Source organism: Flavonifractor sp., from assembly GCF_019422385.1.
In the GTDB taxonomy this organism is placed as follows: Bacteria; Bacillota; Clostridia; order Oscillospirales; family Oscillospiraceae; genus Flavonifractor; species Flavonifractor avistercoris.
Window position 1 is genome coordinate 32751 of record NZ_JAHZDL010000003.1, and the last position, 21041, is coordinate 53791.

Annotated in this window: 17 protein-coding genes; 15 read left to right on the plus strand and 2 right to left on the minus strand. The window is 66.0% G+C overall.

Features of this window, described 5'->3' with window-relative positions; genetic code table 11:
* The first annotated feature begins 7 nt into the window (after window positions 1–7).
* Together guaB and QZ378_RS01000 are read left to right on the plus strand one after the other, a co-directional pair.
* On the plus strand, window positions 8–1483 hold the full coding sequence (gene guaB, locus QZ378_RS00995; protein WP_087236502.1) for an IMP dehydrogenase: 1476 nt from the start codon (window positions 8–10) through the stop codon (window positions 1481–1483).
* Window positions 1484–1495: 12 nt separating this feature from the next.
* Window positions 1496–1753 carry a hypothetical protein gene (locus tag QZ378_RS01000; protein WP_291257010.1) on the plus strand — a complete coding sequence of 86 codons (258 nt, stop codon included), beginning with the start codon at window positions 1496–1498 and terminating at the stop codon, window positions 1751–1753.
* 230 nt (window positions 1754–1983) lie between these two features.
* On the opposite strand, the gene QZ378_RS01005 is transcribed toward QZ378_RS01000, so the two are convergent.
* The gene (locus QZ378_RS01005) at window positions 1984–2514 is read right to left on the minus strand and encodes a dihydrofolate reductase family protein (protein WP_291257011.1); all 531 of its coding nucleotides are present in this window, start codon (window positions 2512–2514) and stop codon (window positions 1984–1986) included.
* 191 nt (window positions 2515–2705) lie between these two features.
* Between QZ378_RS01005 and QZ378_RS01010 the strand changes: the two genes are divergently transcribed.
* Both QZ378_RS01010 and QZ378_RS01015 read left to right on the plus strand, forming a co-directional pair.
* Entirely contained in the window at window positions 2706–3110 is a 405-nt protein-coding gene (locus tag QZ378_RS01010; protein WP_191380547.1) for a hypothetical protein, read from the plus strand.
* Window positions 3111–3270: 160 nt separating this feature from the next.
* Entirely contained in the window at window positions 3271–6603 is a 3333-nt protein-coding gene (locus tag QZ378_RS01015; RefSeq protein WP_291257012.1) for a PD-(D/E)XK nuclease family protein, read from the plus strand.
* On the opposite strand, the gene QZ378_RS01020 is transcribed toward QZ378_RS01015, so the two are convergent.
* Window positions 6551–6808, minus strand: a complete 258-nt coding sequence (locus tag QZ378_RS01020) for a hypothetical protein (RefSeq protein ID WP_191380546.1) — start codon at window positions 6806–6808, stop codon at window positions 6551–6553. The two genes, QZ378_RS01015 and QZ378_RS01020, sit on opposite strands and share 53 nt — an antisense overlap.
* Before the next feature lie 79 nt (window positions 6809–6887).
* On the opposite strand from QZ378_RS01020, the gene QZ378_RS01025 reads away from it, so the two are divergent.
* The 11 genes from QZ378_RS01025 to QZ378_RS01075 all read left to right on the plus strand — a co-directional run bounded on the left by QZ378_RS01025 (window position 6888) and on the right by QZ378_RS01075 (window position 20982).
* A complete protein-coding gene (locus QZ378_RS01025) occupies window positions 6888–7109 on the plus strand; it encodes a helix-turn-helix transcriptional regulator (protein WP_291257013.1) in 222 nt (73 codons plus the stop codon).
* 805 nt (window positions 7110–7914) lie between these two features.
* Window positions 7915–11502, plus strand: coding sequence for a helicase-exonuclease AddAB subunit AddA (gene addA / locus QZ378_RS01030; RefSeq protein WP_291257014.1), 3588 nt, complete (start codon window positions 7915–7917; stop codon window positions 11500–11502).
* A gap of 135 nt (window positions 11503–11637) precedes the next feature.
* On the plus strand, window positions 11638–11844 hold the full coding sequence (gene rpmE / locus QZ378_RS01035; protein ID WP_087236514.1) for a 50S ribosomal protein L31: 207 nt from the start codon (window positions 11638–11640) through the stop codon (window positions 11842–11844).
* Between the two features lie 138 nt (window positions 11845–11982).
* Complete coding sequence (locus QZ378_RS01040; RefSeq protein ID WP_291257015.1) at window positions 11983–12489, plus strand: flavin reductase; 507 nt, start codon at window positions 11983–11985, stop codon at window positions 12487–12489.
* A 31-nt stretch (window positions 12490–12520) separates the two neighbouring features.
* Window positions 12521–13810 (plus strand): GTPase HflX, encoded by a 1290-nt coding sequence (hflX, locus tag QZ378_RS01045; protein WP_291257016.1) that lies wholly within the window; start codon window positions 12521–12523, stop codon window positions 13808–13810.
* A 94-nt stretch (window positions 13811–13904) separates the two neighbouring features.
* On the plus strand, window positions 13905–14435 hold the full coding sequence (locus QZ378_RS01050; RefSeq protein WP_291257017.1) for a GNAT family N-acetyltransferase: 531 nt from the start codon (window positions 13905–13907) through the stop codon (window positions 14433–14435).
* Window positions 14432–15076, plus strand: coding sequence for a YigZ family protein (locus QZ378_RS01055; RefSeq protein WP_191528709.1), 645 nt, complete (start codon window positions 14432–14434; stop codon window positions 15074–15076). The genes QZ378_RS01050 and QZ378_RS01055 overlap by 4 nt, the downstream gene beginning before the upstream one ends.
* An 82-nt stretch (window positions 15077–15158) precedes the next feature.
* The gene (locus QZ378_RS01060) at window positions 15159–16163 is read left to right on the plus strand and encodes a deoxyguanosinetriphosphate triphosphohydrolase (protein WP_291257018.1); all 1005 of its coding nucleotides are present in this window, start codon (window positions 15159–15161) and stop codon (window positions 16161–16163) included.
* 87 nt (window positions 16164–16250) lie between these two features.
* On the plus strand, window positions 16251–18035 hold the full coding sequence (gene dnaG, locus QZ378_RS01065) for a DNA primase (RefSeq protein WP_291257019.1): 1785 nt from the start codon (window positions 16251–16253) through the stop codon (window positions 18033–18035).
* A gap of 115 nt (window positions 18036–18150) precedes the next feature.
* On the plus strand, window positions 18151–19386 hold the full coding sequence (rpoD, locus tag QZ378_RS01070) for an RNA polymerase sigma factor RpoD (RefSeq protein WP_087236644.1): 1236 nt from the start codon (window positions 18151–18153) through the stop codon (window positions 19384–19386).
* Between the two features lie 306 nt (window positions 19387–19692).
* The gene (locus QZ378_RS01075) at window positions 19693–20982 is read left to right on the plus strand and encodes an Ig-like domain-containing protein (protein ID WP_291257020.1); all 1290 of its coding nucleotides are present in this window, start codon (window positions 19693–19695) and stop codon (window positions 20980–20982) included.
* Window positions 20983–21041: the final 59 nt, after the last annotated feature.

The following is a 21041-nucleotide window of genomic DNA, read 5'->3' on the forward strand; positions in this document are numbered from 1 at the left end:
ATGCGATATGGTCAACACTGACGAGCGCCAGAAGTTCACCCGGCAGGGCCTCACCTTCGACGACGTGCTGCTTATCCCCGCGGAGAGCGACGTCCTGCCCGCAGACATTGATCTGCACACCCAGCTCACCCGCAAGATCAGGCTGAACATCCCCCTGATGAGCGCGGCCATGGATACCGTTACCGAGTACCGCATGGCCATCGCCATCGCCCGGGAGGGCGGCATCGGCATCATCCACAAGAACATGTCCATCGGCGCCCAGGCCGAGCAGGTGGACATGGTGAAGCGCAGTGAGAACGGCGTCATCACCAACCCCTTCTGGCTGGCCCCCGGCCACACCCTGGCCGAGGCCGACGAGCTCATGGCCAAGTACCGCATCTCCGGCGTGCCCATCTGCAAGGACGGCAAGCTCATCGGCATCATCACCAACCGGGACATGAAGTTTGAGACCGACATGAGCCAGCTGGTGGACAACGTGATGACCAAGGAGAACCTGGTCACCGCCAAGGAGGGCGTCACCCTGGAGGAGGCCAAGGAGATCCTCCGCCGCCACAAGATCGAGAAGCTGCCCATCGTGGACGACAACTACCACCTGAAGGGCCTCATCACCATCAAGGACATCGAGAAGGCCACCGTGTACCCCAACTCCGCCCGTGACGAGAAGGGCCGCCTGCTGGTGGGCGCCGCCATCGGCGTCACCGCCGACGTGCTGGATCGCGTGCGGGCCCTGGTGGAGGCCGGTGTGGACGTGCTCTGCCTGGACTCCGCCCACGGCCACTCCCACAACATCCTGGACTGCGTGCGCCGGGTGAAGGCCCTGTACCCCGACGTGCAGCTCATCGCCGGCAACGTGGCCACCGCCGAGGGCACCCGCGCCCTCATTGAGGCGGGCGCCGACTGCGTGAAGATCGGCATCGGCCCCGGCTCCATCTGCACCACCCGCGTGGTGGCCGGCATCGGCGTGCCCCAGATCACCGCCGTCTACGACGCCGCCTGCGTGGCCGCCGAGTACGGCGTGCCCATCATCGCCGACGGCGGCGTGAAGTACTCCGGCGACATCGCCAAGGCTCTGGCCGCCGGCGCCAACGTGGTCATGCTGGGCTCCCTGCTGGCCGGCTGTGAGGAGTCCCCCGGCGACACCGAGGTCTACCAGGGCCGCCAGTTCAAGGTCTACCGCGGCATGGGCTCTCTGGGCGCCATGGCCTGCGGCTCCAAGGACCGCTACTTCCAGCAGAACAACAAGAAGCTGGTGCCCGAGGGCGTGGAGGGCCGCGTGCCCTATAAGGGACTGACCGGCGACACCATCTACCAGCTGATGGGCGGCCTGCGGGCCGGCATGGGCTACACCGGCTGCCACACAGTGGAGGAGCTCCAGTCCAAGGCCCAGTTCATGCAGATCACCTCCGCCGGCCTGAAGGAGTCCCACCCCCACGACATCTATATCACCAAGGAAGCCCCCAACTACACCCTCAATCCGCAGTAATCGGGTAAGGGTATGGAGCGCATCACGGTATCCGGCCCGGACGGGACGTATGAGATTCCCGAGGGGAAGGAGAGCGCGGCCGCCCGGCGGCTGGCTTCCTTTGAAAACGCCTGGGAGCGCCTGATGGCCCGCCAGGGGGAGGTCACTGCCCGGATGGAGGCCCTCAAGGCCGAAGGGAAGCAGAAGACCGCCCAGTTCCGGGAGCTCTTCGCGGAGAAGCTCACCATCCAGAACACCCTGACGCTGTGGGAGACCTATGGCATCCAGTAAAATCAGACCCGCCGCCCGATTTCGGGCGGCGGGTCAGCGTGTCGAAAAAGTTTTTCGACACGCTGCAGAACTTTTTGAAACTTCAAAAAAGTTTCAAAAAGTTGTTTGATCCAACGCGAAAGGGAACCCTGACGGTTCCCTTTCACACTATCCCTCCCTCCGAATCCTTCGGCTGGTGGGTTTATCGACAGCCTCAGACCCGCCGCCCAGAATCGGGCGGCGGGTCTTGCTTATCTGGGTACATAAATAAGCTCGGCCATGCCGTTGAAGGTGTCGGTGCCGAGCAGGCGGAGCTTCTGCTCCTGTTCCAGCGCGCCGAACAGCGGGACGCCGCCCCCCAGCAGGGTGGGAATGATGGTGATCTCGTAGCGGTCAATGAGGCCGGCCGCCGCCAGGGCCTGGGCCAGGGCGGCCCCGCCGCACAGCCAGATGTCCCTGCCCGGCCGGGCCTTCAGCTCCCGCACCAGGGCGCAGGGGTCGGCATCGGAAAAGGTGATCCCCTCCTTTGGCGGGAGAGACCGGTGGGTGAATACATAGCAGTCCAGCCCCTCGTAGGGCCACTGCTCCGGCGAGAGCTGGGTGGTCAGCTGGTGGTAGGTGTTCCACCCCAGAAGCACGGTGTCGATCCGCTCCAGCAGGGTGCTGTAGCTGTCCGGTATGTCCTGGCCGGGCTCCTGGCCGGTCAGCCAGTCCACCCCGCCCTCCCGGTCGGCGATATAGCCGTCCAGGCTCATGGCGATATAGAGAATGATAGAGCGCATGAAAGATCTCCTTCCTCTATGGTTTCCTTAGTTAGTATAACAGAATGGGCGTGGCCGTACCATGGGATCTTTCGGGGCTCGACGCAAGACAGACGTGCGGATGGAAACCAAAGGAAACTCCCCCGGTTGAAATGATTGTAATAGGTAATGAAATATGATACGCTAAAATAGTAGGTCAGGAGGCGGTATCCATGAAAATCGGTATCTGCTTGTTCTCGGTTGTTTCGGTAACGGCCCTTTTGGCTCTCCTGAATGTAGGATACCGCCAGGGCTTTTTGACATCGAAACGGATAGCCGCGGCTCTGTTTGTATTCCGGCGCAGTGAGAATGGAGAAAGCGCGACTGTGGATTCCTGCTCCGGTTCGCTCAGGCATATGGCCAGATTTCAGGAAAGCCGGTCCTATCAGTTTCATTTCCATGGCAATCTGTCGAGGGGAGACGCGGAGATTGTGCTATCAGACGGAAAGAAACAGCCGCTGTTGAGGCTGAACCGATGCTCACCCACGGGAGCGGTGAAACTGGATAAAAACAACAGATATTTTTTGCGCTGGGAATTTAGAAAAGCTACTGGAAGATGTGAGCTATCCTGGGAGTAGCAGATTACCGGACATCTGCCCAGACGTGGGCTTTTGTAAAGCTGTTTGGGCTGAAACTTCTTGATTGGAGCGGAGCGATTTTCACTGGAGCATCGCCCAAGGGCGCGCGGGTATGCTATAATATTTTTCACCAAATCGCCGTTGGAAGGAGGGAAGCGCCATGCTGAAGCTGCTGCTGGGCCGGGCGGGGACGGGCAAGACCCACGCCCTGCTGGAGACCATCGCCGCCCAATGCGACCGGCCCCAGGTGCTGATCGTGCCGGAGCAGCACTCCCACAACATGGAGCGGCAGCTGTGCGCCATGGGGGGCAATCGGGTCTCCCTCTATGCGGAGGTGCTCTCCTTCACCCGCCTGGCCAGCCGGGTGTTCTCGGTGTACGGCGGCCTGGCAGCCCCGGCCCTGGATGGGGGCGGGCGGCTCCTGCTGCTGTGCGCCGCCCTCAAGTCCGTGGCGCCGGAGCTGAAGGTGTACCAGCGGCCCTCCCGCAAGCCCGCCTTCCTCTCCGGCCTGCTGGCCACGGTGGAGGAGCTGAAAACCTGCTGCATCACGCCGGAGCACCTGTGGACGGCGGGGGTGGACGCGGAGGGGCCGGAGGGGGACAAGCTCACCGACCTGTCCCTGATCTACGGCGCCTACGAGGCCCTCACCGCCCGCCAGGGGGCCGACCCCCGGGACAAGCTGACCCGGCTGGCGGAGGTGCTCGCCAAAGAGAATTGGGCGGCGGGGAAGGACTTCTATCTGGACGGCTTCACCGACTTCACCCCCCAGGAGCGGCAGGTGATCTCCGCCCTGCTGGCCAAGGCCGGCTCCGTCACCGTGGTCCTGACCTGCGACCACCTGGAGGAGGACGAGGGGGGCGCGGGGATCTTCTCCCCGGCCCGCCGCACTGCCCGGCAGCTGCTCCGGCTGGCCAAGGAGCGGGGCATTTCCCAGGAAATCGCGGTGCGCACCGGCCAGGCCGGGCCCAAGGCCCCCGCCCTGGCCCATCTGGAGCGGGAGCTCTTTGCCCCCTCGCCCGCCCCCTGGACGGGGGAGGGGGACGCCCTCACCCTGTTCACCGCCAACTCCCCCTACTCCGAGGTGGAGTGGACGGCGGCGGAGATCCTCCGCCTGGTGCGGGAGGAGGGGTGCCGCTTCCGGGACATCGCCGTGTGCGCCCGAGGCATGGAGGGCTACGGTTCCCTGATCGAGACGGTGTTCGCCCGGTACGGCATCCCCGTGTTCCTCAGCCGCATGAGCGACATTCTCCAGAAGCCCATCCTGGCCCTGATCACCTCCGCCCTGGAGGCCGCCGCCGGGGGCTACCGCTACGACGATGTGTTCCGCTACCTGAAAACCGGCCTCACCGCCCTGTCGGCGGAGGACGTGGATCTGCTGGAGAACTACGTGCTCAAGTGGAACCTGGAGGGGAGCGCCTGGACGGCCAAGCGGGACTGGGCCAACCACCCCAAGGGCTACGGCCGCACCTTCACCGAGGAGGACACCGCCCTGCTCTCCCGGCTCAACGCCCTGCGGAAGCAGGTGGCCGCCCCCCTGGAGGCCCTGCGCAAGAACCCGGACAGGACGGGGCGGGGGCAGGCGGTTGCCCTTTACAGCTTTCTGGAGGCGGCGGGGGTGCCGGAGCGGCTGGCCGAGCGCACGGCGGAGCTGAACCGCCGGGGACAGGCCGCCCTGGCGGAGGAGTACGCCCAGCTGTGGGACATCCTGTGCGGCGGCCTGGAGCAGTGCGCCCAGATCCTGGGGGACGCCCCCATGGAGCTGGACGAGTTCTCCAAGCTCTTCGCCCTGGTGCTCTCCCAGTACGACGTGGGCTCCATCCCCGTGTCCCTGGATCGGGTGAGCGCCGGGGAGATGCCCCGCCTGGCCCACCGGAGCTGCCCGGTGGTGTTCCTGCTGGGGGCGGACGACGGGGCCATCCCCGCCGCCGCGCCGTCGCCCGGCCTGCTCAACGACGACGACCGAAGCCTGCTGGCCTCCTACGGGCTGGAGCTGGCCCCCCGGCTGTCCGACAAGCTGTACCGGGAGATGACCATCGTCTACGAGGCCTGTGCCCTGCCCCAGAAGCGATTCTGTGTCAGCTGGGCCGCCGCCGGGGCCGACGGGGAGGAGAAGCGGCCCTCCTTTTTGCTCTCCAAATTAAAGGTGCTGTTCCCCCATGCGAAACGGGTGGAGGAGGGGCTGCTGGACGGCTCCTTCCGGCTGGCAGCCCCCCGGCCCGCCCTGGAGCTGGCGGGGCGCTTCCCCCAGGCGGGGGCGGCGCTGAAAACCCTGCCGGACTACGCTCCCCTGGTGGGGCGGATGGAGCGGGCCGCCGGGCTCACCCGGGGACACCTCACCCGCCCGGCGGTGGACGCCCTCTACGGAAAGCGGGTGCCCATGTCCGCCTCCCGGATGGACAAGTACAAGTCCTGCCACTTCTCCTACTTCATGCAGTACGGCCTGAAGGCCGAGGCCCGCAAGGCCGCTGGGTTCCAGGCCCCGGAGTACGGCACCTTCGTCCACTACGTGCTGGAACACGTGCTCCGCGCCTGCCAGGCGCGGGGGGGCGTGAAGGAGGTCTCCCAGGAGGAGCTGCGGGCTTTGGCCCAGGAGGCGGTGGAGCGCTACGTGGCCGAGGAGCTGGGCGGGCTGGAGCACGAGACCGCCCGGTTCCAGTACCTGTTCCGCCGCCTGCTGAAATCGGTGTTCGCCGTGGTGGACAATGTGGCGGAGGAGCTGCGGGCCTCCCAGTTCCAGCCCATCTCCTTCGAACTGGGCTTTGGCGCGGGGAAGGATCTGCCCCCGGTGGAGCTCACCGTGGACGGGGTCACCGTCAGCATCTCCGGCTTTGTGGATCGGGTGGACGGCTGGGAGCACGACGGAAAGCTCTGCCTGCGGGTGGTGGACTACAAGACGGGGCGCAAGTCCTTTGACTTAACAGATATCTGGAACGGCATGGGCCTGCAGATGCTGCTCTACCTGTTCACCCTGGCCGACGAGGGGGAGGTCCTGTACGGAAAGCAGATCGAGCCGGCCGGCGTGCTCTACCTGCCCGCCCGGGAGGCGGTGGTGGCGGGCAGCCGGGCCATGACCGAGGCCGAGCGCCGCAGGAAGGTGGACGCCGAGCTGCGGCGGAAGGGCATCGTGCTGGACGATCCGGAGGTGCTCTCCGCCATGGAGGAGCTGGGGGAGGGAGGCCCCCGGTTCCTGCCCGTGCGGGTGAACCGGGCGGGGGCCATCACCGGCGAGGCCCTGGTGTCTGCCGAGCGGCTGGGGAAGCTGGCCCGCCACACCGGGCGGATTTTGGAGGAGATCGGCCAGGAGCTGGCGGCGGGCAACATCGCCGCCGACCCCTTCTGGCGGGGGCCGGAGCACAACGCCTGCCAGTGGTGCGACTACGCCGAGGCCTGCCACTTCGAGGAGGGACACGGCGGCGACTGCCGCCGCTGGCTGCCCTCGGTCACGGGCGAGGAATTCTGGCAGGCGGTTGCGAGAGGGCAAGAATCAGGTTAGCCCCCAGGTATAACCCGGAGAGGAACATCTCCCTGGCGTCGATCTCATTCAGGCGGATGTACTCGGTGGAGAGGCGTTCCAGGATACCCGCGGGGACTTCGGGCTTGATCTGTACTAAGTAGTCGTTGATTTTAGAGAGCTGCTCGTTGTATTCTGGAGAGGGTTCGTCGGGTAGCAGGTTTTCCAATTCTGATAGGTCAAACATATTACATACCTCCAAACAGGAACAAATTGTGCCTATATTATACAGGAACTTATTGTGCCTGTCAATAGGTGGGTGAATCATGATGAATTTTGGTCAGCGGCTTAGCGCCCTGAGAAAAGAAAAGGGCTATACACAAAAAAGCTTCGCACAGGAACTCGGTGTCACGGAACGGTCGATCCGCGCCTATGAGAACGGAACGCGCCACCCCGATTTCAATGGCCTGCTTGCCCTGGCGGACTACTTCAATGTGTCTCTGGACTACCTGGTGGGCCGTTCCGACCACCGGGAGGTTATCCGGTAGGGGCGACCTGTGGTCGCCCGCCCGGTGGAGGCCCGGCCTCCGGCGGCCCCACTTTCTTTCCAAAGAAAGTGGGGGGAAAGAAAGGGCAGGGCGGGGGATTTCGAGTTCCCCCGCCCTGCACCCACCCCTTAGATCGACCAAGAAGGGGGAATTGCGATTCCCCCTTCTTGGAATTTCCCCCGAGCTGTTCTACAGGTAATTCACCGGCGGCGAAGGCTTACTTCGTAACGCCTCCGCCGCTCGGAGCGGGCGTAAAAATTGGGGCCCCCGCGGCGACCCAACGGAGTGGTCGTCGTGGGGAGAGGAGGCCCAGCGGAGGGAATGAGCTTTCGGGCTTGCCCGGAAGCGAACGATCCGTAGCTTGGGCCGACGATGTAGGGCGCGGCATCCTTGACGCGCCGTTTTCAAGCCGCCATAAACACCATGGTATTTCGGAGGCATGGTACCGGCGGCGGCCCGGCGGGCCCAGCTGGTATAGCGCAGCCCTTTGCAGGGCTTGCAGGGTAACCGCGATGCGTGCCACCCGAGGCGCGGCAGCGCCTGTAACGTGATTGCCGATAGGACGGGCGGCAATGCAAGCCCGGTTCTTGCAGGCCAAACACAGCCCACCGCCGCCATGAGCCCCCGTACTGGGGGGTCCAGGGTGGGCGGAGCCCCCCGGCCCTTCTTTCCCCCCATTTCTTCGGGAAGAAATGGGGGCCCCGGCCGGGCAGGCCCCCGCCGGGAGGCCGGGCCTCCACCAGGCGGGCGGATGATATCCGCCCCTACAGATTGTTTTACAACTCACCAGAAAGGAGCAGCGCCCATGGCATTCTCCCTGACAACCGAACAGCAGGCTGCGGTAGACAACCGGGGCGGCGGGCTGCTGGTGTCCGCCGCGGCCGGGTCGGGCAAGACCCGGGTGCTGGTGGAGCGGCTCCTGGCCCGGGTGACGGGGGAGGGGCTGGACATCGACCGCTTCCTGGTGATCACCTACACCAAGGCCGCCGCCGCCGAGCTGCGGGGCCGCATCGTGGAGGAGCTGTCCGCCCGGCTGGCGGAGCACCCCACCGACGCCCATCTGCGCCGTCAGGCGACTTTGGTTTACAAAGCCCAGATCTCCACGGTCCACGCCTTTTGCGCCCAGCTGCTGCGGGAGTGCGGCCACCTGCTGGACTTGGACCCGGACTTCCGCCTGTGCGACGAGGGGGAGGCGGGCATCCTCATGCTCCGGGCCCTCAACGACGTGCTGGAGCGGCGCTATGAGAACATCGTGCCGGGCAGCGACTTCGCCCAGCTGGTGGACACCATGGCCGCCGGGCGGGACGACTCCCGGCTGATGCAGATCGTCCTGGACATCCGGGGCCGGGTGCAGGCCCACCCCAACCCCGCCGCCTGGCTGGATGAACAGGAAAAAGCCTTTACACTAGAGGGCGCGGCCGACCCGGCGGATACCCCCTGGGGACGCCTGCTGCTGGACGACGCGGCCCGGCAGGGGGTCTATTGGCGGAGCAAGATCGCGGGGGCGCTAGAGCTGTGCCCCTGCGACGCCAATCTGGACGCCAACTATGGCCCCAGCCTGTCCGCCACTCTGGCGGGGCTGGACGCCTTCGTCAAGGGGGCGGCGGAGGGCTGGGACGCGGCCCGTGCCGCCCTGCCCATCCCGTTCCCCACGGCGGGCCGGAAGAAGATCGTGGACTGCCCCGACGCGGCGGAGGAGGTCAAGCGCCTCCGCGCCGCCTGCAAGAAACGGATGGACAAGCTGAGCGGCTGGTTTGAGGACAGCGGGGCGGATCTGCTGGAGGATCTCCGGGCGGTCCACCCGGCGGTGCGGGGCCTGTTCGCCTTGGTGAAGGACTTCGAGTCGGCCTACACCGCCGAGAAGGCCCGCCGGGGCATGGTGGACTTCGCGGATCTGGAGCACATGGCGGTGGAGCTCCTGGTGGGGGAAGACGGTGTCCCCACCGAGCTGGCCCGCCAGTGGTCGGCCCGGTACGACGAGATCATGGTGGACGAGTATCAGGACACCAACGAGGTGCAGAACGCCATCTTCACCGCTCTGTCGAAGGACGGAACCAACCTCTTTCTGGTGGGGGACGTGAAGCAGTCCATCTACCGCTTCCGCCTGGCCGACCCCACCATCTTCCTGGGCAAGTACCGGGCCTGGCCGGACTACACCGGCGCGGCGGAGGGGGAGCCCCGGCGGCTGATTTTGTCCAAAAACTTCCGCTCCCGGCCCGAGGTGCTGGAGGGGGCCAACTTCCTGTTCCGCAACCTCATGTCCACCGCCTTCGGTGAGATGGACTACACCGAAGACGAGGCCCTGTACCCCGGCGCGGAGTACCAGACCGACTGCCGCTACGCGGTGGAGCTGGACGCCCTGGACGCCTCGGCGGAGGACACAGACGACGGGGAGAAGCCCCCCCGTGACCTGATGGAGGCCCGCTTTGCCGCCAAACGCATCCGGGAGCTGATGGACGGGGGCTTCCCCGTGTCCGACGGGGAGGGGGGCGAGCGGCCTGTCCGGGCCTCCGACATTGTGATCCTGCTCCGCTCCCCGGGCACGGTACTCCACCACTACGCCCGGGCCCTGGGGGAGCGGAACATCCCCTGGGAGGCGGACGGGGGCGGGGACTTCTTCGGCTCCACCGAGATCTCGGTGGCCCTGTCCCTGCTGCAGATCGTGGACAACCCCCGGCAGGACGTGCCGCTGATCTCGGTGCTCCGCTCCCCGGTGTACGGCTTCTCCGCCGACCGGCTGGCGGAAATGCGGGCCAACAGCCCGGACACCGATTTTTACGCCGCCCTGGCCGCCGACGGCGGGGAGGACAGCCGGGCCTTCCTGGCGGAGCTGGACGAGCTGCGCTTCGGGGCGGGGGAGCTGAGCAGCCACGAGCTGATCTGGCAGATCTACGACCGCACCAACCTGCTGGGCATCTTTGGGGCCATGAGCGGCGGGGAGGAGCGGCAGTCCAACCTGCTCACCCTGGCGGAGCTGGCCCGCCGGTTCGAGGGTGCGGGCCACAAGGGCCTGTTCGGCTTTCTGTCCTACCTGACCCGCCTGCGGGAGAACGGGGAGAAGCTGGTGCTGCCCTCCCCCGGCCGGGAGGGGGGCGGCGTGCGCATCCTGAGCATCCACAAGTCCAAGGGCCTGGAGTTCCCGGTGGTGCTGGTGTGCGGACTGGCGAGAAGGCTCAACCGGGAGGACATGAACCGCCCCATCCTGTTCCACCCCAAGCTGGGGGTGGGCCCCAAGCGGCTGGACGTGGAGCGTGGGGTGGAGTACCCCACCCTGGCCCGCCGGGCGGTGGCCCGGCAGCTGGAGCTGGAGATGATGGCGGAGGAGCTGCGGCTGCTGTACGTGGCCGTGACCCGGGCCAAGGAGAAGCTGATCCTGTCGGTGGCCCTCACCGGCGGCGGGCGGGATCTGGAGAAGCTGGCGGGGGACGCCGCCTGCCCGGTGGAGCCCCAGGTGCTGGTGGGCTGCCAGAGCGTGGGGCAGTGGGTGCTGCTGCCCGCCCTGGCCCGGCCCGACGGGGAGGCCCTGCGGCGGGCCGCGGGGGCACAGGTGCCCCTGACGGCGGCGGACTGCGGCCCCGGCTGGGACATCCGCTTCGTGGACGGGACAGAGTTCCAGCGGGAACCGGAGTCGGGGTTCGACTCCCCAGAGCTCCAGCCGGAGGGCGCGGAGGACTCCGCCGGGTGCGGAGAGGAGATCGCCGCCCTGGCGGCCAAGCTGGCCTGGATCTACCCCCACGCCGCCCAGGTGGAGCTGCCCTCCAAGCTCACCGCCACCCAGCTCAAGGGGCGGCCCCTGGACGAGGAGGTCACCGAGGAGGCACCCAGGCCGCCCCGGCCCCTGACCTTCGGCAGGCCCCGGTTTGCCGCCGAGGAGTTCGGCCTCACCCCGGCCCAGCGGGGCACCGCCCTCCACCTGGTGATGCAGTACATCGACTTTGAGCGGGCGGAGACGGCGGAGGGGGTGGCTGAGGAGATCCACCGTCTGGTGGAACAGGCCTTTCTCACCCCCCAGCAGGGGGAGGCGGTGGACCCGGAGCGCATCGCGGCGTTTTTCTCCTCCGGCCTGGGGCGGGAACTGATGGCCTCCACCTCCCTGCGGCGGGAGTTCAAGTTCTCCATCCTGGTGCCGGCGGCGGACTACTATCAAGAGGCGGAGGAAGGGGAGCAGGTGCTGCTCCAGGGCGTGGTGGACTGCTATTTCGAGACCCTGGAGGGCATCACGGTGGTGGACTTCAAAACCGACCGGGTGACCCGCCGCACGGTGGCGGAGCGGGCGGAGGAATACCGGCCCCAGCTCACCGCCTACAGCCGGGCCCTGGAGGAGATTACCGGGAAGCCGGTGGCCCGCCGCTGCCTGTGGTTTTTTGCCATCGACCAGGCGGTGGAGGTGTAAAGGAAAAATCCTTGAAAATTTTCTCGAAAAAAGTGTTGCAATTCCCATTTGATTGTGCTATCATATTCTAGCGTTTATAAGGCGTGGAGGTTTGCTGCGCCGTCTCACCCAGAACGAGAAAGAGGTGAACACAACATGAAGGAAGGCATCCATCCCAACTACGAACAGACCACGATCAGATGTGCCTGCGGTAACGTGATCGAAACCGGATCTACCAAGAAGGACATCCGCGTGGAAGTCTGCTCCAAGTGTCACCCCTTCTTCACCGGCAAGCAGAAGATGGTGGATACTGGCGGACGCGTCAGCCGCTTCAACAAGAAGTTCGGCCTGGACAAGAAGTAAGTTGGTCAATTCAAGAGCCCGTACCGGTTTCGGTACGGGCTCTTTTCCATCCGAAGCGCATCCCGAGGATACCCGCCGCCGGTGCGGCATAACAATAAGGAGGATGCGGTAAAAACGAAACGGCTGGAGGTAGTGACGATGTTTACCAGAATCGACCCCAAGGAGCTGAACCAGAACGTTTTTACCCTGATCGGTGACCAGTGGATGCTCATCACCGCCGGGACGAAGGAGAAGTGCAACACCATGACCGCCAGCTGGGGCGGCCTGGGGGTGCTGTGGGGCGGGCCGGTGGCCACCGTCTATATCCGCCCCCAGCGGTACACCCTGGAGTTTGTGGAGAACAGCGACTATTTTACCCTGTCCTTCTTTGGCGAGGCATACCGCAAGGCCCTGGCCCTGTGCGGGTCCAAGAGCGGCCGGGAGATCGACAAGGTAAAGGAGTGCGGCTTCACGGTGGCGGAGGCCGGGTGCGGCGCGCCCTATTTTGCCGAGGCGGAGCTGGTGCTGGTGTGCCGGAAGGCATACTGGCAGGACATGGATCCCGCCCACTTCCTGGACGGGGAGATCGACAACAAATGGTACCCCGGGAAGGACTACCACCGGATCTTCATCGGGGAGATTGTGGAAGTACTGCGAAAAGAGTGAGGCGGGGCCTGCCCCCGCCGCGGAGGAACGCATGACAGACGAGAACAAGACCAACATCAACCGGGCGGTGCTGGCGGGCCTCAACGCCCGCTGCCTGTCCGACGAGGAGAACGCCGACGAGACCTCCATGGAGGAGCTGGAGGAGCTGCTCCAGACCGCCGGGGGTGTGTGCGTGGGGACGGTGTTTCAGAACAAGGACACGCCGGATCCCCGCACCTTCCTGGGGGAGGGCAAGGTGGCGGAGCTCAAGGAGCTGGTGGGGGCCATGGGGGCGGACATGGTGATCGTGGACAACCCCCTGTCCCCGTCCCAGCAGAGGGTGCTGTCCGAGGAGCTGGGCGTCCAAGTACTGGACCGGGCCGCCCTGATCCTGGACATCTTCGCCCAGCGGGCCCGCACCAAGGAGGGCCGCCTCCAGGTGGAGCTGGCCCAGTACCAATACCTGCTGCCCCGGCTGCTGGGCATGTGGACCCACCTGGAGCGGCAGGAGGGCGCCATCGGCACCCGGGGCCCCGGCGAGACCCAGCTGGAGACCGACCGGCGGCACATCCGCCGGAAAATCTCCAAGCTGCGGGAGGAACTGGAGCAGGTGCGCCGGGTGCGGGCCACCCAGCGCTCCCGCCGGGAGAAGAACGAGGTGCCGGTGGTGGCCATCGTGGGCTACACCAACGCGGGCAAGTCCACCCTGCTCAACAGGCTGACCGGGGCGGACATCCCCGCCAACAACCGGCTGTTCGACACCCTGGACACCACCACCCGTACCCTGGAGATCTCCGACACCTGCACAGTGCTCCTCTCCGACACGGTGGGCTTCATCCGCAAGCTGCCCCACCATCTGGTGGAGGCCTTCAAGGCCACCCTGGAGGAGCTGAGCTATGCGGATCTGCTGCTCCACGTGATCGACGCCTCCAACCCGGAGTGGCGGGAGCAGGCGGAGGTGGTGGAGAAGCTGATCGCCGAGCTGGGGGCGGAGCAGACCCCCCGCATCGACGTGTTCAACAAGTGCGACAAGTGCCCGGCGGAGATCCTGCCCCACGGGGCGGACATCGTGTCCATCTCCGCCAAGACCGGCCAGGGGCTGGACGAGCTGCTGGAGAAGATCGGCGGCCACCTGGACACCGGTGCCTGCCGGGTGGAGCTGTCCATCCCCTACGACAAGGGAGGCCTGGTGGATCTCCTCCACCGGGAGGCCAAGGTGGAGCAGGTGGACTACGGTGAGACCATCCAGGTCACCGCCGTGTGCACCCCCGTCCAGCTGGGGCGCTTGAAGGACTATGTGGTGTCCGGCTGGACGCCGCCCAAGGAGTTTTGGGAGGACTGAGGTATGGCGCGCCGGTTCGCCGCGCCCCACGCGGCTCAGCCCACCCCATTCGTGGCGCGTGACGACCCGGCACGCGCAAAAAGGAGGTAACACCATGCAGACCCTGGAGACCGAACGCCTGATCCTGCGCCCCTTCACTTTGGACGACGCGGAGGGGCTGTATGCCTATGCCAGCCACCCGGAGGTGGGCCCCCCGGCGGGGTGGCACCCCCACCGGAGCCTGGAGGAGAGCCGGCAGGTGATCGAGACCATCTTTATCCCCGCGGAGACCCTGGCGGTGGTGCATAAGGCCGTCGGCCGGCTGATCGGCTCGGCGGGCTTTGTGGGCAAGCACCGGAAGGAGCTGGGGCTGCCCAGCGAGGAGGTGGGCTACTCCCTGGCCCGGGACTGCTGGGGCCAGGGGCTCATCCCCGAGGCGGTTCGGGAGATCCTCCGCCACGCCTTCGCCGACCTGGGCTATCAGGCCATCTGGGCGGCCTACTACGACGGCAACCGCAAGTCCAAGCGGGTGATGCAGAAGTGCGGCATGACCTACCGCCTCTCCCGGGTGGAGCCGGTGGAGCAGCTGGGGGAGACCCGGCTGGCCCACTACTTCGCCATCAGCAGGAGGGAGTGGGAGCGATGACCGAATATCTGATCCCCACCGGCCGCGCTGAGACGGAGCTGGTGGAGAAGCGCTCCCGCTTCATCGGCCAGGTGTGGCCGGTGGAGCGCGAGGAGGAGGCCCGGGCCCGCATCGAGGAGACCAAGAAGAAGCACTATGACGCCCGGCACAACTGCTGGTGCTACCGCATCCAAGAGGGGGGCGTGGAGCGGTACTCCGACGACGGGGAGCCCCAGGGCACCGCGGGCCAGCCCATGCTCAACGTGTTCCAGCGGGAGGGGGTCACCAACGTTTGCTGCGTGGTGACCCGCTACTTCGGCGGGGTGCTGCTGGGGGCCGGCGGCCTGGTGCGGGCCTACACCCAGAGCGCCAAGGACGCCCTGGACGCGGCGGGCATCTCGGTGGTGCGCCGGTGGGTGGAGGTCACCGTGCCCTGCCCCTACTCCTTCTTCGAGCGCGTCAGGCTGGAGGTGGAGGCCGTGGGGGGCGTGCTGGGGGAGACCGAGTACGCCGCCGAGGTGACGGTTCACGCCCTGCTGCCCGAGGGGGCGGTGGAGGCCTTCTCCGCCCGGGTCACCGAGCTCACCGCCGGCGGCTCGGCCTGCACCGTGTCCGGGGAGGCCTTCAAGGCCGTCCCCAGAAATAATATGAACAATCCGTGAATCTTTTGCGAAAAAGAAGGATTTTTCGGCGGAGCGGCGTATATAGCTATAGAGCCAATCGGTGGATAGGAGGGTGAACCGGATGACCCTGCGCGAACAGACCGAGGCCATGGAGCGGGAGATGCTCTCCCCCTATGCCTGCCCGTCCTCTCAATCCAAGGGGCGGCAGATCCCCCTGGAGCCCTGTCCCACCCGCACCTGCTTTCAGCGGGACATCGACCGGATTGTCCACTCCAAGGCCTTCCGGCGGCTCAAGCACAAGACCCAGGTGTTCCTGGAGCCGGAGGGGGATCACTACCGCACCCGCATGACCCACACCATCGAGGTCAGCCGCATCGCCCGCACCATCGCCCGGGGCCTGCGGCTCAACGAGGATCTGGCGGAGGCGGCGGCCTATGGCCACGATCTGGGCCACACCCCCTTCGGCCACGCCGGGGAGCGGGTGCTGGCGGAGATCATGCCCGGCGGCTTTGCCCACAACCAGCAGTCCCTCCGGGTGGTGGACCGGCTGGAGAAGGACGGGGAGGGCCTCAACCTGACCTATGAGGTGCGGCGGGGCATCCTCTGCCACACCGGCCCTGACCGGGCGGAGACCCTGGAGGGGCGCCTTCTCCGCCTGGCGGACAAGATCGCCTACATCAACCACGACATCGACGACGCCATCCGGGGCAGGATCATCTACCCCATGGACATACCCCTGGCGGTATCCCAGGTGCTGGGCTTCACCCACTCGGAGCGGATCAACACCCTGACGGTGGACGTGATCACCGCCAGCGCCGGGAAAAACGAGATTGTCCAGTCCCCCGCCTGCCGGGACGCCATGCACGAGCTGCGGGAGTTCATGTTTGAGTATGTCTACCGCAACCCGGTGGCCAAGGGGGAGGAGGGCAAGGCCCAGGACATGCTCCGCCGCCTGTTCGAGTACTATGTGAAGGAGCCGGACAAGCTGCCGCCGGAGTACCAGGACATCCGCTATGAGGAGGGTGTGGAGCGGGCGGTCTGCGACTACATCTCCGGCATGACGGACAAGTACGCGGTGGAGCGGTTCGGCGAGGCGTTCATCCCCAAGTCCTGGAGCGTGAAGTAGGGCCGCCAAATACGGCGGCCGCTGCGGCCCCGCGGGGCGTATGAATCTGGTATATTGTGGTAAACATAGTCGGAAGGAGGGCGGGCTGTGCCGATCCCGGAACAATTTATCGACGAGCTGGTGGCCCGCAGCGAGATCTCCGACGTGGTTTCCTCCTATGTCCACCTGACCAAGAAGGGGAACAACCTGTGGGGCCTGTGCCCCTTTCACAACGAAAAGACCCCCTCCTTTTCCGTCTCGCCGGATAAGCAGATCTACCACTGCTTCGGCTGCGGCAAAGGGGGCGGGGTGATCTCCTTTATTATGGAGATGGAGAACCTGTCCTTCCCCGACGCGGTGCGCCTGCTGGCCCAGCGGGCGGGGATGGAGGTGCCGGAGACGGGCACCGACGAGGCGGGCCGGAAGAAGCGGGCCCGGCTTCTGGCGGCCAACAAGGACGCCGCCCGGTTCTACCACGACTATCTGAAAAGCCCGGGGGGGACGCGGGTGCGGGACTACATCGCCCAGCGGCAGCTCACCCCCCGCACCGCCACCCGCTTCGGCCTGGGGGCCGCCCCCGACCAGTGGGACGGCCTGACAAGGGCCCTCACGGAAAAGGGCTACAGCAAGATGGAACTCATCGACGCGGGCCTGGCGGTGGCTGGGAAAAACGGCGGCATCTACGACAAGTTCCGCGCCCGGCTCATGCTCCCCGTCATCGATGTGCGGGGGGACGTGGTGGGCTTCACCAGCCGCATCCTGCCGGGGGTGGAGGGGCCCAAGTACCTGAATACCCCGGAGACCATGGTGTTCCACAAGGGCCGGCTGATCTACGCCCTCAACTTTGCCAAGAGCACCAAGCGGCCCAACCTGGTGCTGGTGGAGGGCAACATCGACGTGATCACCCTCCACCAGGCGGGCTTTGATAATGTGGTGGCCACCATGGGCACCGCCCTCACCGAGGAGCACGCCCGCATCCTGGCCCGGTACACCAAGGAACTGGTGCTCTGCTACGACAACGACGCGGCAGGGAAGCAGTCCACCGATCGGGTGCTCAACATCCTGAAGAACGCCAACCTGAACGTGCGGGTGCTTCAGCTGCCCAACGCCTACGACGCCGAGGGCAAGCCCATCAAGCAGGATCCCGACGACTTTGTGAAGAAATTCGGCCCTGCCGCCTTTGAGAAGTGCCTCAACGGCAGCGCGGGGCAGAACGACTACCGGCTGGAGACCCTGCTGCACAAGCACAGCCTGGCCGACGAGGAGGGCCGCATGGCCTTCCTGCGGGAGGCGGTGGAGACTGTGGCCGCCCTCCCCAGCCCCATTGAGCGGGAGATCTACGGAAACAAGGCCGCCGCCGCCGCGGGCATCTCCGGCACTGCCTTCGCCCAGGAGGTGGAGCGGTACCGGAAAAACCGGGCGTGGCAGGCCAGAAAGCGGCAGGAGCGGAAGGAGCTGACCCCGGCGGCCCAGCTCCAGCCCAGGGAGCGGGAGCTGCGGTACGAGAACATCCGCTCCGCCCGGGCGGAGGAGGGGATGATCCGCCTGCTCCTGCTGGAGCCGGCCCTGTTTCCCCAGGTGGAGGGGGCCCTGAGGCCGGAGCAGTTCTCCGCCCCGGTGCTGGCCAGGATTTACGCCCTGCTGTGCCAGCGGCACCGGGAGGGGCGTTCCACCCAGCTGGCGGCCCTCACCGGGGCGCTGACGGCGGACGAGATGAGCCACCTGGTTCGCGTGATGGATCAGCCGGAGGCACTGGCCCACAGCAGCCAGGCCCTCCGCGATTACATAGAGATCATTCAGACCGAGGCCCTCAAGCGGGGCGGGGGCGGGCAGGACGACCCCCTGCTGGCGGCGCGGGAAAAGTTCAGAGAAAGAAAAGCGTATGGAGGATAACCGAATGAGCGAGAAGAAGACCACCGGCAGGCAGGAGCACACCCTCACCCTGGAGGATCAGGCCAAGCTGGCCCAGGCCAACGCCAAGAAGATGGAGCAGGGTAAGATCGAGGTCATGAAGGTGGTGGAGGGCGTCCAGGGCGCCGAAAAGCTGGCGGAACTGATTGAAAAGGGCAAGAAGAACGGCAAGCTGTCGGCCAGTGAGCTGATGGACGTGCTGGAGAACATGGCCCTGGAAAGCGACCAGATGGACAAGATCTACGACACCTTGGAGAACCTGGGCATTGACACGGTGGGGGATGACTATCTCACCGAGCTGGCCGACGACGTGGGCCCGCAGCTGGAGGATCTGGGCGACATCGAGGAGATCCCCGAGGAGGAGATCGTAGATCCCAACACGCTGGTGGACTCCTTTGGCATTGACGACCCCGTGCGCATGTATCTGAAGGAGATCGGCAAGGTGAACCTGCTCACCCCCGACGAGGAGATCCAGCTGGCCCAGGATATGGGCGCCGGCGACGCCGCCAAGGAGCAGCTGGCCGAGCTGGAGAAGGCCCGCAAGGCGGGAGAGGAGAGCCCCATCTCCGAGGAGGACGAGAAGGAGCTGCGCCGCCTGCTGAAGCGGGGCGAGGCGGCCAAGCAGCGCCTGGCCGAGGCCAACCTGCGCCTGGTGGTGTCCATCGCCAAGCGGTATGTGGGCCGGGGCATGCTCTTCCTGGATCTGATCCAGGAGGGCAATCTGGGCCTGATCAAGGCGGTGGAGAAGTTCGACTACACCAAGGGCTACAAGTTCTCCACCTATGCCACCTGGTGGATCCGCCAGGCCATCACCCGGGCCATCGCCGATCAGGCCCGCACCATCCGCATCCCCGTCCATATGGTGGAGACCATCAACAAGGTCATCCGGGTGTCCCGCCAGCTCCTCCAGGAGCTGGGGCACGACCCCTCCCCCGAGGAGATCGCCGAGGAGATGGGCATGCCCGTGGACAAGGTGCGGGAGATTTTGAAGATCGCCCAGGAGCCTGTCTCCCTGGAAACCCCCATCGGCGAGGAGGAGGACTCCCACCTGGGGGACTTCATCCCCGACGAGGACGCCTCCGAGCCCTCTGAGGCCGCCTCCTTCACCCTGCTCAAGGAGCAGCTGGTGGACGTGCTGTCCACCCTGACCCCCCGGGAGGAGAAGGTGCTGAAGCTGCGCTTCGGCATCGAGGACGGCCGCACCCGCACCCTGGAGGAGGTGGGCAAGGAGTTCAACGTCACCCGGGAGCGCATCCGCCAGATTGAGGCCAAGGCCCTCAGAAAACTGCGCCACCCGAGCCGGAGCAAAAAGCTGAAGGATTTTTTGAACTGAGATAGGGGAAGCTGCTTGGCAGGTGTGGGCGCAGTTTGGGGCCCCCACGGAAGCCCAGCCCTGCGGGTTCCGTGGGGAGAGCCGGAGCGGCGGAGTGAGTGAGCTTTCGCCAGAGGCGGAAGCGAAGGATACGCAGCCCGTGACGGCGATGCGTCATCCTTCCAGAAGCAAGAAGCTGAAGGATTTCCTGAACTGATCAACAAGAAAAAGGAGCCCGCCGCGTGATCTGCGCGGCGGGCTCCTTCTGTATATTCTCCTTGTTTTGGCAAAGACTATGGGCGACAACCAAACAAGGAGGTTTTTGACTTGAAACACCGCGCCATTCTGCGCCGCGCCCTGCCCCTGGCAGTGCTGGCGGCCGTCCTGTTCGCGCTCCAGCTGCCCGCCTCCGCCTTTTTCTTTGGACAGACGGAGGAATCCACGGTGGCGCCCATCTCCAAAAACGGCCCGCTGGGGGAGCCCATCTCCTTTTCTGAGGCGGACTTTGTGGTGGACGGCTCCGGTAAGCTGGACAGCATTGTGATCACCAGCCTGCCGGACACCGGCGCCGGCATTCTGAACCTGGGCGGCCGGGCCATCCAGGTGGGGGATGTGATCGCCATGGACGCCGTGGCGGGCCTCTGCTTCACCCCTCTGGCCGCCCCAGCCTCAGATGCGGCCGGCTTCCGGTTCACCCCTGTCTTTGCCGACGGGCAGAGCGGGGAGGAGGTATCGGTGGAGCTCCACCTGCTGTCTGAGGCCAACGGCGCCCCGGTGGCGGAGCACCTGACCCTCACCACCTATAAAAATGTGGCGGTCACCGGCCAGCTTTCGGCGGTGGATCCCGAGGGGGATCTGATCACCTATCACCTGATCAAAAAGCCGGCCCGAGGTGCAGTCACCATGCCGGAGGAGGGAAGCTCCACTTTCGTCTATACCCCCTATGAGGACAAGACCGGCAAGGACTCCTTCACCTATGTGGCGGTGGACGCGGTGGGCAACGCCTCCGACCCGGCCACGGTGAAGCTCAGGATCGAAAAGCCCGATACCAAGGTCACCTACAGCGACATGGAGGGAGATCCCGCCCACAAGGCGGCCATCCGCCTGGCGGAGGAGGGCATCTACGTGGGTGAGTGCATGGGCGGGGCCTATTTCTTCCAGCCGGATGCCGCCGTCACCCGGGGGGAGTTTGTGGCCATGGCCATGGATGCCGCCGGCGTGGAGGCCCTGGCCGGTGTGGAGCGCACCGGCTTTGCCGACGACGAGGCCATCCCCACCTGGGCCAAGGCATACGCCGCCTCCGCCCTGAAGGCCGGCCTGGTGCAGGGCAGCCGGGACGCGGACGGCCAGGTGGTGTTCCAGGCGGAGGAGCCCATTACCGCCGCCGAGGCGGCGGTGCTTCTGGATCGCGCCCTCCAGGTCACCGATGTATCCGCCGAGACCTGGGCCGCGGAAGGGGTGCCCGCCTGGGCGGCCCAGTCGGCGGCTAATCTGGCCACCTGCGGGGTGCTTCCGGCGGACAGTACCCTGGAAAGTGCCCTCACCCGGGGAGAGGCCGCCCAGATGCTCTGCTCCGCGCTGGAGCTGCTGGACAGCCGGGACACGGGCTGGTTCTGAGCCCCGAGACTGCGGCCAGGCGCTTCTATGCGCCTGGCCGCTCTGTTATTCCGGGGGAA

What these genes read in the sequence shown, in the direction of transcription:
- guaB (WP_087236502.1), top strand. Translation starts at nt 8, where the DNA reads ATGGTCAACACTGACGAGCGCCAGAAGTTCACCCGGCAGGGCCTCACC.
- QZ378_RS01000 (WP_291257010.1), top strand. Translation starts at nt 1,496, where the DNA reads ATGGAGCGCATCACGGTATCCGGCCCGGACGGGACGTATGAGATTCCC.
- QZ378_RS01005 (WP_291257011.1), bottom strand. Translation starts at nt 2,514, where the DNA reads ATGCGCTCTATCATTCTCTATATCGCCATGAGCCTGGACGGCTATATC.
- QZ378_RS01010 (WP_191380547.1), top strand. Translation starts at nt 2,706, where the DNA reads ATGAAAATCGGTATCTGCTTGTTCTCGGTTGTTTCGGTAACGGCCCTT.
- QZ378_RS01015 (WP_291257012.1), top strand. Translation starts at nt 3,271, where the DNA reads ATGCTGAAGCTGCTGCTGGGCCGGGCGGGGACGGGCAAGACCCACGCC.
- QZ378_RS01020 (WP_191380546.1), bottom strand. Translation starts at nt 6,808, where the DNA reads ATGTTTGACCTATCAGAATTGGAAAACCTGCTACCCGACGAACCCTCT.
- QZ378_RS01025 (WP_291257013.1), top strand. Translation starts at nt 6,888, where the DNA reads ATGATGAATTTTGGTCAGCGGCTTAGCGCCCTGAGAAAAGAAAAGGGC.
- addA (WP_291257014.1), top strand. Translation starts at nt 7,915, where the DNA reads ATGGCATTCTCCCTGACAACCGAACAGCAGGCTGCGGTAGACAACCGG.
- rpmE (WP_087236514.1), top strand. Translation starts at nt 11,638, where the DNA reads ATGAAGGAAGGCATCCATCCCAACTACGAACAGACCACGATCAGATGT.
- QZ378_RS01040 (WP_291257015.1), top strand. Translation starts at nt 11,983, where the DNA reads ATGTTTACCAGAATCGACCCCAAGGAGCTGAACCAGAACGTTTTTACC.
- hflX (WP_291257016.1), top strand. Translation starts at nt 12,521, where the DNA reads ATGACAGACGAGAACAAGACCAACATCAACCGGGCGGTGCTGGCGGGC.
- QZ378_RS01050 (WP_291257017.1), top strand. Translation starts at nt 13,905, where the DNA reads ATGCAGACCCTGGAGACCGAACGCCTGATCCTGCGCCCCTTCACTTTG.
- QZ378_RS01055 (WP_191528709.1), top strand. Translation starts at nt 14,432, where the DNA reads ATGACCGAATATCTGATCCCCACCGGCCGCGCTGAGACGGAGCTGGTG.
- QZ378_RS01060 (WP_291257018.1), top strand. Translation starts at nt 15,159, where the DNA reads ATGACCCTGCGCGAACAGACCGAGGCCATGGAGCGGGAGATGCTCTCC.
- rpoD (WP_087236644.1), top strand. Translation starts at nt 18,151, where the DNA reads ATGAAGGTGGTGGAGGGCGTCCAGGGCGCCGAAAAGCTGGCGGAACTG.